Here is a 14,424-nt window from a genome sequence, read left to right on the forward strand (position 1 = left end):
TTTGACCGGGGTTGGAACAAACCAGTCATCGCAGTCGCATCGCCGAACGGCGGGATCAACCGCTAGCCGCTGTTAGTGGCTTTTCCTAAAAGGATGGTGAAGCATGAATCAACTCACGACGTTGCGTATGAAACGGACAATTGAATTTCCGTCGTTGAAATAGGCATAAGCCTGCGCGCTGCTGTAGATCGCGAAGTCGCCCGCTTCGATCGACAGGCTGCCTTCCTCCAGTTCCACCCGCAACCAGCCTTCGGTCACGGCGACCATTTCGTGCCACCCGGCGGGATCAGGCTCGGCAACGTAGCGCTCGCCCGGCGCTAGCGCCCAGCGCCATAGCTGCGCCTCGGTGGTAGCCGGCACGCTCCCGAGCAGCACAGCCTCGCTGCCGAGCGCGGCGCCTCGCCAAGCTACTGCCTCTATGCGCCTGCTCTCGGCGTCGGGATCGGCGACCATCGCGACGAACCCGACGCCGAGCGCGTCGGCTAGGCGGTCGAGGCTGGAGAGGCTGATGTTGGTGTCGCCGCCCTCCAGGTTCACGATCATGCGCCGGCTGAGACCTGACGCCTTGGCAAGGGCATTCTGGCTCACCCCTGCCGCCTGGCGCAGGCGCCGAAGGTTGCTGGCGACGTGAGCGAGAACATCACCGCGCCCGTCTTGACTGTGCAATATGCTGCTCATAGGGAAGCGCACTATGCTGCACACTACCACCACCCGTAAAGTCTTATTTGCGCGTGCGGAACTTGCGCTGATCGGCGTGACCATGCTCTGGGGCGCGACGTTCCTGATCGTGCATGTCGCCATGCGCCACAGCGGGCCGCTGTTCTTCGTCGGGTTGCGCTTCGTTACCGCAGGGCTGATCGGGCTAGCCGTATTCGGCCGCGCGATGCGTGGGCTAACCCGGACGGAGCTGGTCGCGGGCGGCACGATCGGCGTCACCATCTTCCTAGGCTACGCGCTCCAGACCTATGGTCTCCAAACCATCAACAGCAGCACCTCCGCATTCCTGACCGCGCTCTACGTCCCGATGGTGCCGCTGATCCAGTGGGTGATCCTGCGCCGTCCACCCGCCGCTATGACCTGGGCAGGCATCGCTCTCGCCTTCATGGGGCTCGTGTTTCTGGCCGGGCCGAATGCCCTTGGCGTCGGCCTCGGCCGGGGCGAAATTGCCACGCTCATCAGCGCGGCAGCGATCGCCGGTGAGATCATCCTCATCAGCCACTTCGCGCCGCAGGTGGACAGCAGACGCGTGACGGTCGTGCAATTGATCGCGGGCGGGCTGCTCTCGTTTGCCACCATGCCGATCGCCAGCGAAGCGCTGCCCGCCTTCTCCTGGGTGTGGCTTGCCGCGGCGGTCGGGCTCGGGGCCGCCAGTGCGCTCATCCAGCTCACCATGAACTGGGCGCAGAAGTCGGTGTCGCCGACACGGGCGACCATCATCTACGCCAGCGAGCCGGTATGGGGCGGCGTGGTCGGCCGAATGGCGGGTGACCGCCTTCCGGCGCTGGCGTTGGTCGGCGCGGCGTTCATCGTCGCCGGCGTAGTGGTCAGCGAACTCAAGCCGCGCCGCTCCACCATTCAGGAGCATTGAGCGGTGTTATGCCAGTACTCCTGTAACGGGATCGAAATTCAGGAAGGCTGCGCGATCCGGCTGCGGACGAAATCTGCTCGTTCCACTACTGATACCAAGGGAAGTGCGACAAGCTCGTAGCCAAAACTGGTATAAACATCGACCATCGCATGATAGGTCGCCTCTGCCTCCGCGAGCGTCTGCTTGCGCTCGGTGTCCTGCTCGAAAATAGCGGGCCACGGCGGAGCGATGAACACCTTGTTTGCATAGCGGCGATGCACGGCCGCGTTGATCGCGGAGCTCGGAACCGGCAATCCGCACAAGCGCAGATAACCGATTACGTCAGGGATACCGCGATCGAAGATGATGGGGCCACGCACGCTCGTCGCCTCACGGTAAGACCTCATCTCCCATCCTAACATTAGCGCTGCGAACGCTTCCCGATCGCTCCAGGGTAGGGCTGTGCCGCCAATCTCCAGTTGGTCCTGGATTATAGCCCTGCCGGCCTCTGGCATATGTTGGATTCCCTCCATCGCGAGCGCGTCAATCAGACTCGTTTTTCCTGATCCAGGGCCGCCAGTGATGATATGAAGGTTGTTGGTCATACGATCCTTATGGCTAAAACCGGCCTTGCTGATACAAAATGGCCGGGGCATTGCAGTTTAATCGAGTTTCAGGATTTGCAGCGTTGCAGCGGCTGCTGTCCGGCAGTCTAGTGGCGCTCGATCGGCAGCTTACGATAAACCCAGATGTTCAGGCGAACAGAGGTGGACTGCAACATCTGGTGGGCTACTGCCGCGCGATAGCGGCATTTATCCCAGTTTCCGCACTCTGAACCCGACGGTCTTCTATCGGCCAGTCTTGGGCATCCTGAATGGCATAGCAGACCGGCTGCACCTGGGAGCGGACAATCGGCGGTTGAACGGCGACAAAGGGTCGGTGGTGTACGCGCACCCCGGGGCATGTAGCTATTCGAATTCAGCTGTTTCAGCAGGCCGCATGGCTATGAATTTCGCGGCATCGATGCCGCCTGTACGCAGGCTCGCCGTTAGGCGCCGGGCGGGTTCATCCCAGGGTTCGTCCGTCAGCTTGAATGTCCCCCAGTGCATGCCGACAGCCGCTTTTGCACCCAGGTCCAGCATGATCTGGATGGCATCGTCGGGATCGGTATGCTGGGCTGCCATGAACCAGCGCGGTGCATACGCACCGATCGGTAGGATTGCGACATCGACCGGCCCGAAGCGTGCCCGCAAGTTGCGAAAGATCGCACCTGTGCCGTAGCCAGTGTCCCCAGCGAAATAGACCGTCCTGCCAAAGGCCTGCAACATGAAGCCGCCCCACAGAGCCATGCGGCGGTCGCGGGCACCAAGCGATGACCAGTGCAAGGCCGGTACGACATGCGCTTGAGCACCCGGGGCGATGTCGAAGCGGTCGAACCAGTCGCCCGTTTCGACGCGGGCATCGGGGATGTGGCGGCGAATTATGCTGTCGTTGCCCAAAGGGGTGATGATCCTTGGGGCATGCCGCGCCTGAAGCTGACGCAGGGTCGCAACGTCCAGATGGTCGTAGTGATTGTGGGACAGGAGGACCGCGTCGATGGGTGGCAGATCGCTCATCCGGACACCCGGCGCGGTCACGCGGCGCGGCCCGGCAAAGGCGAGCGGACTGGCACGGTTGGACCAGACCGGATCGGTCAGGATCTTGAGCCCGCCGGTTTGGATCAGCACGGATGCATGGCCGACCATGGTGATGCACAATCCCTCCACCCGTTCCGCCGGAACGATGGGAGACACCGGCATCGATTTCGGCCATCTGGTCCGGGGAGCCGTGCGATACCAGCGCAGGATATCGCGCATAGACCGGTCCGTTTCCGGCTCTCCTGCCGAGTTCGTAAAGCGGTGCCCGTCGAAGTGGGATGAGACGGGCCCGGAGTAGTAGCGGTTCGCGGATGACATAGGGCCTCGCTTCAAGTGGATCACTTCACCTCCGCCCAGGCAATGGCGTCTGCGCCCGCCGGAAGAACCGCCGGACAGTCCGCGTCGGTCGCCGCACGGAAGATCGCATCCGCGACGTCCTGGGCCTCTGTGACCGGGCCATTGGCAGCCTCCATCATCGTCGCCAGCGTTTGCCGGGCATAGTCGGCATAGGGTTCGGCGAAGCCACCGGCATCGGCCACGTGGCCTTGGGCGGTGCTGCCAAAACTGGTCGATGGCGCCATGCCGGGCATGACGACCCGAACGCGGATGCCGAAGGGTGCCAGTTCGTGCGCGGCGGATTCGCTGAGAGCGTTCATCGCCGCCTTGCTGGCACGATAGACCGACAGCAGGGGCAAGGGCTTGTAGAGCGAGCTGGAACTGACATTGACGACGACGCCCGAGCGTCGCTCTCGCATCCCGGGAAGGACGGCCTGCATCATCGCGATCGCCCCGAACAGGTTGGTTTCAAAAACCTCGCGCACCGTTTCGAGAGGCGAGCCCTCGACCGCGTTCAGCCATCCCATACCGGCGTTGTTCACGAGCACGTCGATCGCTCCGGCCTGCCCGATTGCAGCCGCGATGCTGTCTGCATCGGTCACGTCGAGCGGAAGGATATGCAGCCGGTCCGACGTCGGGAGTGTACTGGCGGCCGGATTGCGCATGGTGGCTACCACGCGCCAGCCCTGGTTGAGGAAATGTAAGGCCGTGTCGCGACCGAAGCCGGTCGAACAACCGGTGATGAGGACAGTCTTCAACGGAAAACTCCTTGCAGGGGATCGTTCTTCTCCCTTAGATATGAATGATCCTTCAGCTTTGGTATTCGCATATGAGCCGCCCGACGCCTGCACTGCTAAAACCGCGCAAGACGCCGCGACAGGTGCGTTCTGCCGTGACGATCGAGGCCATTCACTGCGCGACCATTCAGGTTTTGCTGACGCGGGGACTCGGACATCTCACCACGACGCGGGTCGCCGAGCGCGCCGGCGTTTCCGTAGGTACGATGTACCAGTATTACCCCCACAAGCAGGCGTTGCTCTTCGCTCTGGTCGAGCGCCAGTTCAACCTGATCGAAACGGCGATGAGGGACGCGACAGACCAGTTGATGGGCGGTGACCTCAAGACGATCGCGCATGGCGTGGCGACGGCCTGGCTGGACGCGAAGATGGCAGACATGGTCGCCTCGCGCGCTATCTACGGCATCTCTGCCGAATTTGACTTGTCCGAACTGATGAGCAGAGCGGCGCAGACCATGACGGTGTCGATCGATGGGCTGCTCGCCAGTGCCTGCGATGCGCAATTCGCCGACCGAGCGTCAGTGGCTTTCATGCTAGCGGCGCTGTTGGGCGGGTCCGTCCGGGTCGTCATGGAGGCCGACCCTTCAGAGGAAAATTTCGCGCGACTTCGGCGCGAACTCCCCGAGGCCTGCCACGGTTATTTGGTGGCCGCCAGTCGGAGCGTGTAAGGATAAGCGGACCTTCCTCTTATCGGTGCGCTCAATTTGCCATTTAAGGTCCGGAATGGGTCGGTTTCAGAAAACGCTCGGCACTCGTCTTAATCCAATCAGCCTGATTTTAGTTTGAATGCTCTTGATGGCGATGAAATTGCCGATCTGATCATTCAAGCGATGCGACGAAGCGCCTTTCCTTGGGGCTGACGTGATCGAGACAGTCTTCCGAGCGACTGCTAACACTCTACGGTGATTACGAATTCTGACGGCCGGGGGCCGCCGGGATCTAAGCTCGAGATTGTTAAGACGGGGGCGGCATTGTTGAAGCAATTCCTTTTCATCGGCTTCTGTGCCAACGCGCTCGCCGCCTGCACGGATGCGTCCACGGGACAGGCCCAGGCAAAAGAGACGCCCGGCGTAGCCGTACAACGAGGGGACGGGCGGCCCTACGAGGTCACCGAAAGCGAGGTATGGGACGTGCCCGATCCCGCATCGCAACGAGGCTATCAGGTCTTCGTGGCCCTACCGCCATCCTACCGCACACAGCCTGAGCGTCGATATCCGGTAATCTATGCGACGGACGCCGATTACGCGTTCCCGATGCTCAAGCAGATCGGCCGCCGTCTCAATGTCGAGGGGCCGACCATCGAAGAGTTCATCCTCGTCGGGCTCTCTTATGCAAAAGGGGAAGGCGGCGTGGAAAGCCGCCGTCGCGATTACACTCCGACGGAGAACGGCCCTGCCGGATCGCCGAAGGGAGCGGTACACGGTCAAGCGAAGGCCTATCAAACCTATGTTCGGGACCAAGTGCTACCTTTCGTCGCTCAACGCTACCGGACGGACGAGAAGCGGCGGATTTTTCTGGGCCATTCATACGGCTCGCTGCTCGGCATGCAGATCCTGCTGAGCGAACCCGGCCTGTTTGATGGCTATGTTCTGGGGAGCCCCTCGTTCTGGTACGATCATCATTTCATGGTGAATCAGGCACGCGCCTACGCGACCAGCCACGACGACTTGCCGGCGCGGGTCTACATGTACATTGGCGAATACGAAGAGACGCGACCCGGCGATGCGCGTTTTTCCAAATCCGCCAATATGGTGACTGATACCAGGGACATGGATCAGATCCTGCGATCCCGCAGATATCCCTCCCTTCGTTTGCAGACGGAAGTTCTCAATGACGAAGATCACGTCAGCGTCGCGCCGCGCGGCTTCACCCACGGGCTGAAGTACCTACTGCCGGTCACAGTCGGGCTCCGCCAGTAGGATAGCGACCAGTCGGCTCCTGGGAAGGAAAGTTTTAGCGTTGAGCGTCTGGAATGGGTCGGCGACGGACTGGCAGCAACGCGCCCATCCAAGCCGCTCAATTGGAAAAGTCCCGCGCCTACGAGCGGTCAGTCCGGTTATGGCCGGGGCTGGGACGAAGCAGCCATTCGCAGGCGCGGTGTTGAACGGCTGGTCTCGGAAAAAGCAGACATAACCACCGGCGCTCAGGACGTGCTCCTCTTTCTGCTCCAAGCCACTCAGCTCGAGGTGAGATAGAAGTGCGGTGGGAATTTTACCCGCCGCTGCATGTCGTTGACCGCGCTGTCGGCAAGCGGCACGATTTCTCGTATTTCCTGCGAGCGCATTGTTCTGCGCGTGATATTCAGAGCTGCGCTGATACCGTATCTCGACCTGGTCGCGACTGTAGAGATCGATGGCGAGATATCTTTCACTTTGAATTCTACGCGTGATCTCGTTCCGAAACATCGCGCTGTAGAACACAGATCGGACGGTCAATTTCAGCGGGCAGATGCTGCGAACTAGCTCATCGAAACAGGGCATGATTCAGCCGCACCAAAACTTCCGCGCCAGGATTGATCGTTTCATGGCCCATTCGTTCCGCAATAGCCAATGTCGCTATATCGCGGCGTTTTGCAATCCTGTGTCGTTCGGTGGACGCTAGTGCAGGCCCCATCTCCTGATAGATCAGATCCGTGCAATAACAGGGAGAGAAGTGGCCCGGCTCGTCTGAACAGCCTTTGACGTTTGATAAGTGGATCGTCTGCGGGTTGGTTGTTCAAGCTGCCGCCTGCGGGGCGTCATGGAGGTCGGGCGTAGCCCGGCCGGAGTGACGCCCCGCAAGTCGCGGCCAATTCACGCTGCCACGGCCTGTGGCAGATTGTCAATGTAGGTTTGATCGGGCGGACGCCCACCGAGGCTCGAGTGAGGTCTCCGGGCGTTATAGAAGCCCAGATATCGGCCGATCGCGTTGCGCGCTTCGCTGACCGAAGCGTAGGCGTGCAGGTAGACTTCTTCGCACTTCACCGACCGCCACAGCCGCTCGACCACGACATTGTCGCGCCAGGCGCCGCGGCCGTCCATGCTAATCGCGATACCCTCGCGCCGGAGCACGCCGGTGAAGGCCTGGCTCGTGAATTGGCTCCCCTGATCTTTATTGAAAATCTCCGGCTTGCCATAGCGCGCCAGGGCTTCCTCGAGCGCTTCCACGCAGAAGTCGGCCTCCAGCGTGATCGAAATCCGGTGGCTGAGGACCTTGCGGCTGAACCAATCGACGATGGCGACGAGATAGACGAAGCCCCGGGCCATGGGGATGTAGCTGATATCCGTAGCCCAGACCTGGTTGGGCCTCACGATCGGCAGCTTACGCAGCAGATAGGGGTAAATCTTGTGCCCTGGCGCCGGCTTGGAAGTGCTGGGACGGCGATAGACCGCCTCGATCGCCATCTTCTTCATCAGGCTCGCGACATGGCAGCGGCCAATCTCGATACCCTCCTGGCGCAGGAAATCACGTAGCATTCGGCTTCCCGCGAACGGAAACTCCAGGGGCAACGCGTCGATGCGCCGCATGATCGCGAGATTCTCCGACGAAACCGGCCGGGGCAGATAATAGACACTGCCCCGGCTGATCCCCAGTTCCTTCGCCTGACGCTTCACCGGTAAGGTGTGCGTTCGGTCAATCATCGCGTTGCGCTCGGCAACAGTCCTGCCTTGCCGAGCGCGCCTTCCAAAAAGTCGTTCGCCAGCGTCAGCTCACCGATCTTGGCGTGCAGCGTCTTCACGTCGATCGCGGGCTCGTCCGAGGCTTTCTCCGAGCCAAACACGCCGGCCGCCCCTTCAAGCAACTGCATGCGCCAGGTCATGATCTGGTTGGGATGCAGGTCATAATCCTGTGCCAGCTCCGCCAGCGTCTTCTCGCCCTTGATCGCGGCAAGCGCTACCTTCGCCTTGAAAGCCGGGCTGTGGTTGCGCCGGGGTCGTCTGCTCATTCTCTGCTCCTATCTCGCAGCCTTTCTGGCCGCTCTCAGGCAGAATATCCAATTATCTCAGTGCGCAGATTCCCCAGGCCACCTCTATCTTCATGTCTTCTCTCTCTTCCTTGATAATCGGACCTTCTGCCATTCGCGGGTCCGGGGAATGGAAGTGCTGCCGGCGTTCGATCCGGATAGATGCACGGTTCAGTGGGCGACAAAGCCGCCGTCAACGGAGAGATATGCTCCAGCGACGAAGCTCGCGGCGGGACTGCACAACCAAAGAACGGCAGCTGCGATCTCTTCGGGTTGACCGAGACGGCCGATGGGCTGGTCGCGCTGGATCTGCTCCATCGCTTCAGCAGACCGTGCGACGAGGTCTCCAAGCATCGGCGTTTCGACGACGCCGGGGCACACCGCGTTCACCCGGATACCTCGGGACGCATACTCAACGCCCACGCTCTTCGTTAGACCGAGCACCGCGTGCTTCGTACCATGATAGGCGGCGCGACCCGGTAGCCCGACCAGGCCGCCCAGGGACGAGCAGTTGACGATCGCACCGCCACGCTGCTTTTCCATCTGACTCACTTCGTATTTCATGCACGACCAAACGCCGCGAAGATTGACGCTGTTTACCGCATCGAAGCCCTCGACCGTCTCTTCAGTGAATATGCCCGAAGGGCCGGCGATCCCGGCGTTGTTGAATGCCATGTCGAGCCTGCCGTAGGTCTCGACGACCTTAGCAATGAGGGCAGCCACCTGCGCATCGTCTGTGACATCGCAAGGCAGCCCGATGGCAGAATGACCAGCCGTAGAGAGTTTCGTTGCAGCCTCGACAATGCCGTTCATATCGATGTCTGCCAGAATCACCGACGCGCCGTTTTCGGCAAAAGCCTTGGCGGTGGCGAAGCCGATGCCGGCGCTAGCGCCGGTGACCAAGGCGACCTGTCCGGAAAAGTCGTAGGATGGATTTCCGGTCATTTGTCTGAGGTGCTCCTGTAGAATGGACTGAAATCCTTGCCCGATCGTGCTTTCAGCGTCAGGCTTGCGCGGCCCTGGCGATTGAGAGAATGCAAGGCCTTGCGATAAATTAGGCCAGCTTCTCGAGTGTGATCGGCAGACTTCGAATGCGTTTACCCGTCGCATGGAAGACGGCGTTGCCGATCGCAGGCGCGATCCCCACGACCCCGATTTCGCCGACGCCCTTGCCGCCCAGTGCCGTGGCTCTCATGTCCGGAATACCGACGGAGATGACCTGAACGTCCGGAACATCGGCATTCACGGGCACGGCATAATCGGCAAAGTTGGCGTTTACCGTGCGGCCGTCGCGCTGGTCGACATAGCCCTCTTCGAGCAACGTCTGCCCAAGGCCCATGATCATGCCGCCGATCCACTGGCTTTCGGCCAGCTTGGGATTGAAGATCCGGCCGCTGTCGAAGGCGGACACCATGCGCTTGACGCGGATCGTGCCGAAGTCCTCATCGACGCGGACTTCGACGAAATGCGCGCACCAGCTGTGCGCGGAAAGCCCGCCTTCGGTGGCGCCTTTCAACTGCGCGAAACTGCGGTCGGCGCCGTTCTTCATGTCTTCGGTGGCGCCCGCGGCGAAGGTGTTGCCTTCCACTTCCAATCTGGTTTGACCGACAGCCTTCAGCAGGTCGGCGAAACTAATCCCTCCGCGCGTTCGCCGCGCCGGCCGGATGACGCCCTTCTCGAAAGTCAGGCTTGATATCTTGGCGCCCGCCAATGGCGACTTGGGATCGGTCGCCGCAAGCGATAGCAAGGTGTCGCGCGCGTTCTTCGCCGCCCGGGCGACCGCGCCGGCCAGGTTGTTGGCCTGCTGCGAGCCCCCGGCGAGCGCTGATCGGGGGAGAATCGTATCACCGAGGCGAACCGTCACGGAGCCCACCGAAACCTCCAGCGCATCGGCCGCGGTCTGGGCGAGGATAGTATAGGTGCCCGTGCCGATATCGGTGCCGGCGCTGAGAACCTCAATCTGCCCACTGGCATGCAGGACGATTTTCGCTTCGCTGGCGGTGCGGATCATCGGATAGGCCCCTGCGGCCATGCCATAGCCGATCAGTTGCCGGCCTTCCCGCATCGAGCGGGGTTCGGGATTGCGCTTCCACCAGCCGATCGCTTCCGCGCCGGCCGCATAGGCTTCGCGCAGCTGCCGGGTCGACCAGGGCATCTGGTTGCTCGGATCCACGTCAGCCCAGTTGGCGAGGCGCAGCGTGAGCGGGTCCATCTTGAGGGCATAGGCCAATTCGTCCATGGCGCTTTCGAGCGCCCACGCGCTGGGGTTCTCACCGGGGCCGCGTTTCCAACCGGGCATGACCGCATTGACAGGCACGACATTGAGCCGCGACGTCAGATTAGGCGTGGCATACATGATCTTCGTCACATTGTTGCACGCCTCGACATGGGTCTCGTCGATCGCGGTCTCGTTCCAACTCTCATGGACAATGGAGAGGATTTTTCCGTCCTTCGTCGCGCCGATCGATAGATTTTGCCTGGTCGCAGGGCGGCCACCGAGGCCGGTGAACGTCTGCGGACGGGTGAGCGAGACCTTGATCGGCCGCCCCAGCTCGCGGGACGTCACGCAGGCCAGCCCGACATGGGGATGCGCGCCGATCTTCGACCCGAAGCCACCGCCAACATAGGGCGATATCACCCGCACATTGTCGATCGGGATGCCGAGCCATTCTGCCACGACGCCGCGCGCACCGCCGACCCATTGGCTGGGTTCCCAGACCGTGATCTTGCCGTCCGCCCATGACGCGATGCAGGCATGGGGTTCCAGAGGCACGTTGTATTCGCGTGCGGTCGTGTAGGTCGCATTCAACTTGACCTCGGCGCTGGCGAGCGCGGCCGGAGCGTCGCCCCATGCGGTGGCCATCGCATTGATCGGCTGCGGCTTGGCCTTGGGATCGTCCAGATCGAGGATGGGGCTCGCATCCTCATACACGACCTTGAGCAGGCTGGCCGCTTCGGTCGCCTGCTCGAAGGTCTCGGCAACGACGAGCGCGATGTGCATGCCGTTGAAACGGACGATGTCATCCTGAATCGGCGTGAACACCTCGGTTGCGCCGCCGCCCGCGCCGTAGAAGGTCGGCTTATTGATCTTCAGCGAATTCTGATGGGTATAGACGTCGATGACGCCGGGCAGCGCCTTGGCTGCCGAGGTATCGATGCTGATGATCCGTCCCGCCGCGCGTGTCGATTGCACGGTGACGCCGTACGCCATGTTCTCAAGCTTCTGCTCGATCGCATAGCGCGCCTGACCGGCGACCTTGAGAGGTCCCTCGGCACGCGACAGCGGCGCTCCCAGCGAAGGGCGCGCAGTGGGGGCGGGCTCATTGGCAAGCGCCGGCTCGCCTGTAAAGGCAAGCCCGGTGGAGGCGACGGCGGCGGCGCCGGCGCCCAACTTCATGATGGTGCGGCGGTCCAGACCGATATCGAGATCGGTATCCTTGCTCATGCGATATCTCCCACCGTCATCAGGGCACGTGCCACGACCTTGGGCGTCAGCTCGATCTTGAAGGCGTTATGGCCGCTCGACGTCGCGCCCTCGACGGCGGCAGCGGCGGCAGCGCGCAGCGTTGCCTCATTGAGCGTCTTGCCCTTAAGCGTCGCTTCGACAGCGTGCAGGCGCCACGGCTTGGTAGCGACGCCGCCCAAGGCGATGCGGACATCGCGAATGGTCCTGCCGTCGGCCTCGAGCTCGAGGCCGACGGCGGCGCTGGCGGCTGCGAACTCGTAGGACGCCCGATCGCGGACCTTGAGATAGTGCGAGCGCTTCAATGCCGCGACGCGTGGTATCTCGACGCCGACAATCATCTCGCCAGGCGAAAGTCTGTTTTCGATGTGTGGCGTTTTCCCCGGGACGAGGAAGAAATCGTTGACCGGAATGGACCGCTCAGATGAGCCCCGGACAATGACCTTGGCATCGAATGCCGTAAGCGCGACTGCAAAGTCTCCCGGATAGATGGCGATGCAGGCGCTGCTGGTGCCGAGCACCGCGTGATTGCGGTTGACCCCTCCGATCGCCGCGCATCCGGAGCCGGGATTGCTCTTGTTACAGTTGGCATAAGCGCCGGGGTCGCGGAAATAGGTACATCGGGTGCGCTGCATCAGGTTGCCGCCGATCGACGCCATGTTGCGGAGCTGCGCCGAGGCCGCCCGCCACAGGCTTTCCGAGACAACCGGCGCCACGTCCTTGACGTCGGCGTGGTCCGCGACCTTGCTCATCCTGGCGAGCGCCCCGATCCGGATAACGTCGGCCGACACGTCGATCGAATCGAGGCCGGAAAGGCGCGTAAGGTCGACCAGGCGCGCCGGGCGCTCGACATTGAGTTTCATGAGGTCGAGCAGCGTGGTTCCGCCTGCCAGAAATCTCGTCTCGGGCTTGCGCGCTTCGACGACTGCCGTCGCCGCATCGTCGGCGCGAATATAATCGAAGGTCCTCATCGTGTCGCTCCATGCTCGGGCGGGTTGGGCTTGAGGCGACTAGCAGCATCGCGAACGGCCGCGACGATGTGCGGATAGGCGCCGCAGCGGCAGATATTGCCGCTCATATATTCGCGTATCTCGTCATCGCTGTCGGCATGGCCTTCGCGGATGCAAGCGACAGCGGACATGATCTGGCCCGGGGTGCAGTATCCGCACTGGAACGCGTCGTGTTCGATGAAGGCGGTTTGAACCGCATGCAGCGTTCCGTCGGCCGGCCGCAATCCCTCGATCGTCGTGATCCGGCGCCCCTCGACCTGTGCCGCCAGGGTCAGGCAGCTCAGCACCCGCACGCCATCGACATGAACCGTGCAGGCGCCGCACTGGCCCTGATCGCAGCCCTTCTTTGTTCCGCACAGATCGGCATGCTCGCGCAGCGCGTCGAGCAGCGTCGTGCGTATGTCGAGCTGGAGATCATGACGCCTGCCATTGATCTCCAGCGCTGTTGAGCCGTTCGCCATGGGGTGCTCCTGTTTTTCGCAAACGGATCAGGCAGCCTGCCGCACATTGAACCAGCCGGTCATGGCCTCGATGACGGTCCACAATTTGGCTGGTATTGCGAGACGCGGCACGTCCGAAGCGCCGACGTCAAGCGCGACCGGTCCCGGCACATCGCCGCGCGCGTGGCGGACCCAATCTGGATTCATCACCAGCCCCTGACCGACGGCGACGAGCGACAGGCCTGCCGCGATCGCCTGGCTCGCTTGCTCGGGTGTCCGAATCTGGCCTGCTGCAATGAGCGGGATACGGCCATTCAGATAGTCTCGCACGATCTCGGTGATCGTCAGGCCGTCCGGCGCGTCGACCGGCCGTGCCTCAAGCGCATCGGCGAGCGACATATGGAGATAGTCGATCCCGGCGGCGATCAGGCGATCGACCAGATTGAGCGAGTCCGCGATACGCAGGCCATCGTCATGGGGTTCATCAACGGTGATCCGATAACCCAGCACAAACGGGCGCGTTGCATGATCGGCGATCGCCTTGCGAACCGCCGCCACGACGGCGAGCGGGAAGCGCATCCGATTTTCCAGCGAGCCACCCCACCGATCATCACGCTGGTTGAAATGTGGCGAGAAGAAATTCTGAAGCAGGAAGCCGTGTGCGCCATGCAGCTCGACGCCATCGAAACCCGCTTCGATGGCGCGGCGGGTCGCTTCGCCAAAGGCGTGGACGACCTCCTCGACCTCAGCGTTGGCGAGCGCACGCGGTATCACCGCGGGCGCCGATGGCCCCGCGTCGCCGGCAACCGCGCTCGCGGCGACGATGTCGGATACGAGATCCGGCGATGTCTTTACGCCGGCATGGAACATCTGAAGGATGGCCGGGGCGCCACCACTCTTGGCCGCCGTCGCCAACCGCTTCAGGCTTGGAATGAACTTGTCGTCGTAAGCCGCAAATTCATGCGTGAACCCGATGCCGTTTTCCTGGACATGGGTGCAACCGGTGATGACCAGGCCCACGTCCTTCACGCGCAGCCTGTAATAGGCCTCTTCTTCGCCGGACACAGTGCCGTCGTCATTGCCAGCCCAAGTGGTCATCGGGGCCATCGCGACGCGGTTTCGCAGGAGGATGCCGTGACCCAGCGAGACAGGTTCAAGAAGGTTCATTGGTTTCATATTCGAAGGTCCGTCATGTGATCAAAGGAGGGCAGCTGCCGCCCTCCGGGTTCTG

Annotated in this window: 13 protein-coding genes; 3 read left to right on the top strand and 10 right to left on the bottom strand. The window is 62.2% G+C overall.

The annotated features are described in order from the left end of the window. Window positions 1-108: 108 nt before the first annotated feature. Window positions 109-678 (bottom strand): helix-turn-helix domain-containing protein, encoded by a 570-nt coding sequence (locus ACXJ16_RS22775; protein WP_463922156.1) that lies wholly within the window; start codon window positions 676-678, stop codon window positions 109-111. 13 nt (window positions 679-691) lie between these two features. Here ACXJ16_RS22775 and ACXJ16_RS22780 point away from each other — a divergent pair, with 13 nt between their 5' ends. Next, window positions 692-1,588, top strand: a complete 897-nt coding sequence (locus tag ACXJ16_RS22780; protein WP_463922158.1) for a DMT family transporter — start codon at window positions 692-694, stop codon at window positions 1,586-1,588. 38 nt (window positions 1,589-1,626) lie between these two features. Here ACXJ16_RS22780 and ACXJ16_RS22785 read toward each other — a convergent pair whose 3' ends face one another. The 3 genes from ACXJ16_RS22785 to ACXJ16_RS22795 all read right to left on the bottom strand — a co-directional run bounded on the left by ACXJ16_RS22785 (window position 1,627) and on the right by ACXJ16_RS22795 (window position 4,298). Further along, entirely contained in the window at window positions 1,627-2,223 is a 597-nt protein-coding gene (locus ACXJ16_RS22785; RefSeq protein ID WP_463922160.1) for an AAA family ATPase, read from the bottom strand. Between the two features lie 312 nt (window positions 2,224-2,535). Then, entirely contained in the window at window positions 2,536-3,522 is a 987-nt protein-coding gene (locus tag ACXJ16_RS22790; protein WP_463922162.1) for an MBL fold metallo-hydrolase, read from the bottom strand. Between the two features lie 20 nt (window positions 3,523-3,542). Next, entirely contained in the window at window positions 3,543-4,298 is a 756-nt protein-coding gene (locus tag ACXJ16_RS22795; RefSeq protein ID WP_324699388.1) for an SDR family NAD(P)-dependent oxidoreductase, read from the bottom strand. A 44-nt stretch (window positions 4,299-4,342) separates the two neighbouring features. Here ACXJ16_RS22795 and ACXJ16_RS22800 point away from each other — a divergent pair, with 44 nt between their 5' ends. Further along, window positions 4,343-5,005, top strand: a complete 663-nt coding sequence (locus tag ACXJ16_RS22800; protein ID WP_443478757.1) for a TetR/AcrR family transcriptional regulator — start codon at window positions 4,343-4,345, stop codon at window positions 5,003-5,005. Between the two features lie 306 nt (window positions 5,006-5,311). Then, window positions 5,312-6,256 (top strand): alpha/beta hydrolase, encoded by a 945-nt coding sequence (locus ACXJ16_RS22805; RefSeq protein WP_463922165.1) that lies wholly within the window; start codon window positions 5,312-5,314, stop codon window positions 6,254-6,256. A gap of 873 nt (window positions 6,257-7,129) precedes the next feature. Here the strand turns inward: ACXJ16_RS22805 and ACXJ16_RS22810 are convergent. From ACXJ16_RS22810 to ACXJ16_RS22835, 6 genes are all read right to left on the bottom strand, one after another. Next, a protein-coding gene (locus tag ACXJ16_RS22810) for an IS3 family transposase (RefSeq protein ID WP_463922167.1) occupies window positions 7,130-8,262 on the bottom strand; the annotation gives its coding sequence in 2 pieces (ribosomal slippage) (window positions 7,130-8,001 and window positions 8,001-8,262; 1,134 coding nt in all). Window positions 8,263-8,451: 189 nt separating this feature from the next. Continuing rightward, entirely contained in the window at window positions 8,452-9,225 is a 774-nt protein-coding gene (locus ACXJ16_RS22815) for an SDR family oxidoreductase (RefSeq protein WP_463922169.1), read from the bottom strand. A 109-nt stretch (window positions 9,226-9,334) separates the two neighbouring features. Continuing rightward, complete coding sequence (locus ACXJ16_RS22820; protein ID WP_463922172.1) at window positions 9,335-11,725, bottom strand: xanthine dehydrogenase family protein molybdopterin-binding subunit; 2,391 nt, start codon at window positions 11,723-11,725, stop codon at window positions 9,335-9,337. Then, window positions 11,722-12,714: an FAD binding domain-containing protein gene (locus ACXJ16_RS22825; RefSeq protein WP_324699382.1), complete on the bottom strand. Its 993-nt coding sequence runs from the start codon at window positions 12,712-12,714 to the stop codon at window positions 11,722-11,724. Before ACXJ16_RS22825 ends, ACXJ16_RS22820 begins: the two co-directional genes overlap by 4 nt. Next, the gene (locus ACXJ16_RS22830) at window positions 12,711-13,214 is read right to left on the bottom strand and encodes a (2Fe-2S)-binding protein (protein WP_463922174.1); all 504 of its coding nucleotides are present in this window, start codon (window positions 13,212-13,214) and stop codon (window positions 12,711-12,713) included. The genes ACXJ16_RS22825 and ACXJ16_RS22830 overlap by 4 nt, the downstream gene beginning before the upstream one ends. Before the next feature lie 27 nt (window positions 13,215-13,241). Continuing rightward, window positions 13,242-14,369: an NADH-dependent flavin oxidoreductase gene (locus tag ACXJ16_RS22835; RefSeq protein WP_463922175.1), complete on the bottom strand. Its 1,128-nt coding sequence runs from the start codon at window positions 14,367-14,369 to the stop codon at window positions 13,242-13,244. Between the last annotated feature and the right edge of the window lie 55 nt (window positions 14,370-14,424).

The organism is Novosphingobium sp. TK71, assembly GCF_055361505.1.